A 2,506-nucleotide genomic window follows, 5' to 3' on the forward strand; every position below is an offset into this window, starting at 1 on the left:
CGGGGAGACCAGTACGCCAGGTAGAACGCGATGAGCGCAGCACAGAGGTTCGAAAAGGCAAAGATACGCAGATCTACAATTAAGGCAGCCAGAGTGTCATCGTAAAATTTCCGGATGCGCTCTTTGGTTTCGCGGACCTGCTTCAGTAGTGGATTCCACTTTTGCGGGGCAGGCGGAAGTTTCTTCTGGCGAGTCAGGTCGGCAATGTAGGCAGACGGCTCCTGCTTGTATAAAGCGATCTGCTGCAGGATGGCAGCTTTCTGATCGTCACTCAGAAGCCGTTTCACGAGCGGAGATTCCATCGCTTCTTCGACGACTCCCACCAACGGCCGGGCGTAATCAATCGTCTTTTCCGTGACAAACTGACGAGCACGCCCTTCCAGATGCTGGCGCGCAACAAACGTGTACGTGAGAAATCCCACGAAGAAAATAGCGACTATCGTGTTGATGGCAAGTGATATCTGTCGCATGGTTTTCTAAAGGCACCTGACTTGAATGATTCAGAATCAGTTCTAAATAACGCAGCAATGGTCGAATTCCGACTCAACAAAGGGGATCACTTGAGGAATGCTGCTCCATTGTTGTCGTTGATTGATTACCTCAGCGAATCTGCTTGTGCGAGCCGTCGCAGGCGGGCAGCTTTTGGGAAAGGCCGCAGGTGCAATCATTCAGGCCCTTTCCATCGAGAATGCGCGGCATACATTTTTCGATCCTTGACTCCCGCGTTTTCGCTTGTTTGGGGGCAGAAAAATGCATCAGGTAGGCTCTCTGACGTCCCGGCGTCAAGGCAGCAAAGGCTGTTTTGAAGGCGGGCAGTTCATCCAGTTTATTTTGTAATTCTTCCGGAACAGGCTCGGGCTCCTTTTTAAAATCCACTTTCAAGCCGGCCTGTTCCACTTCAACGGCTTCGGAAAGATACGCTTTCAGGACCGGTTCCAACGCTACGATTTCCTGCACACTGGTGAACCGAATCAGGCGGGCCGCCTGCGTATTCTCCCCCGGTTTTTTGAGAATCTCCCTGGTATCTTTTAACAAAGCACCTTTGAAAAAACTCAGCGCACAGTATTCTTTCAAGACACTCATCAACACGATGTTACTGTTCTGAAACGTGTAACAGGGCGCACGCCACTTCCAGGCTTCAGTCAACTGACAGTCCAGAATGATTCTCCTCAATTGCGTCAATTCTGCCTGCCACTTTGGGGATTTGCTGATATAACCATCGACCTCAGGAATCATGTGATTCATTGATTGATACTCTGAAATAAAATAAGTGGAATCCGAAGTCAGACAGAGGATAGGACGTTCCTGATTTCAGTCATCCCCTGTTTCACCCCGTGATCCAATCAAATATCCTGTTTCGTGATGTCCTGCGGCTTGATCACTCCGGTTGATAACCGCGCCACATCCAGATCAGCGTGTCGGCCAGCGTCTGTTCGAAGACTTTGCGATCACAGTGCCGCGTGCCACGGCTGAAAACATAACGGTAGTCATAACCTTTGGCTTTGAGAGAGGCGGCGGTCCGTTCGTTGGCCATCACCCAGTTATGATAGGTCTCTTCCGGATCGTTCGCGCGCAGGTCATTTTCGGCGACGTGAGTGAAGATTCGCAGCGGTTTCTTCTCACTGTTTTCAATCAGCTTCATACTGGAATGATATTCCCACGCACCGAGCGGGTACTTCGCTTCTTCGGGGGCATCATCATCCTGCTGATCAACGAACGTTCCCGAGTACGTAATCAAGCGACGAAACAGATCCGGACGGAACCAGCCCATCGTCAACGCAGCCGCCCCGCCGGAGCTGCAGCCCATCGTGGCGCGGCCCCAGGGATCGTCGGTAAAAGCGATGTTCGGGTAGGCGGCTCGGATCTCTTTATTATTCAGCACGCCCGGCAGGACTTCGTCGTTGATAAATCGCGCGTAGCGGTCTGACATTGTATCATATTCCAGACCGCGCTCGCTCCCCTTGCCGTCGTTACCGCCGTTTTCGACGCCGATCACGATGAAGGCCGGCAGCCTGCGTTCCGGGTCCTTCGAGATCGTCAGATTATCCAACGCATGACGGACCAGATCCATGCGGCTCGGTCCGTCATGGGTGACTAATATCGGGGCCTTCGTGCCGTCCTTGTAGGCGGCGGGAACGTAAACGAAAATCTTACGCGTTTCGCGCACGGGCTTTTGGGGATCGAGCGTTTTGTCATCGCCGGGAAAAATCTTGCTGTCTTTCAAAGGCATCGAGAACTCGAAAAACTTTCCCTTGGGATTGCCCTGATCGGTGAGATCCGGGGCAATTTTATAGTCGGGACCGATGACAAAATTGCCATTGCCTTGCGTGCCCGGTTTCTCCGTATCTTTCTCGGCATTTTTCTCAGCGGAAAACATGACATTGGATGCCAATCCCATAACAGCGAAGGTGAGCACACAACAGATACGATTTGACAGGAGCTTCGAATTCAACGACATAAAATATTCCACCGATTGCAGGAGATCATTGGGAAAAGCAGAAAATAT

At 51.6% G+C, this 2,506-nt stretch carries 3 protein-coding genes; all 3 read right to left on the reverse strand.

The genetic code is table 11. The annotated features are described in order from the left end of the window. On the reverse strand, positions 1-470 hold a 470-nt coding region (locus tag Q0294_RS05670; protein ID WP_299461784.1), incomplete at its 3' end, for a hypothetical protein. Positions 471-600: 130 nt separating this feature from the next. Further along, positions 601-1,236 carry a DUF1801 domain-containing protein gene (locus tag Q0294_RS05675; RefSeq protein WP_366917911.1) on the reverse strand — a complete coding sequence of 212 codons (636 nt, stop codon included), beginning with the start codon at positions 1,234-1,236 and terminating at the stop codon, positions 601-603. 142 nt (positions 1,237-1,378) lie between these two features. Beyond that, positions 1,379-2,377: an alpha/beta hydrolase-fold protein gene (locus tag Q0294_RS05680; protein ID WP_366917912.1), complete on the reverse strand. Its 999-nt coding sequence runs from the start codon at positions 2,375-2,377 to the stop codon at positions 1,379-1,381. Between the last annotated feature and the right edge of the window lie 129 nt (positions 2,378-2,506).

The sequence above is a fragment of the uncultured Gimesia sp. genome (genome assembly GCF_937919775.1).
Lineage (GTDB): Bacteria > Planctomycetota > Planctomycetia > Planctomycetales > Planctomycetaceae > Gimesia.

Bases quoted from the DNA above. Each gene is read 5' to 3' on its own strand.
- Q0294_RS05675 (WP_366917911.1), bottom strand. From the start codon at position 1,236: ATGATTCCTGAGGTCGATGGTTATATCAGCAAATCCCCAAAGTGGCAG.
- Q0294_RS05680 (WP_366917912.1), bottom strand. From the start codon at position 2,377: ATGTTTTCCGCTGAGAAAAATGCCGAGAAAGATACGGAGAAACCGGGC.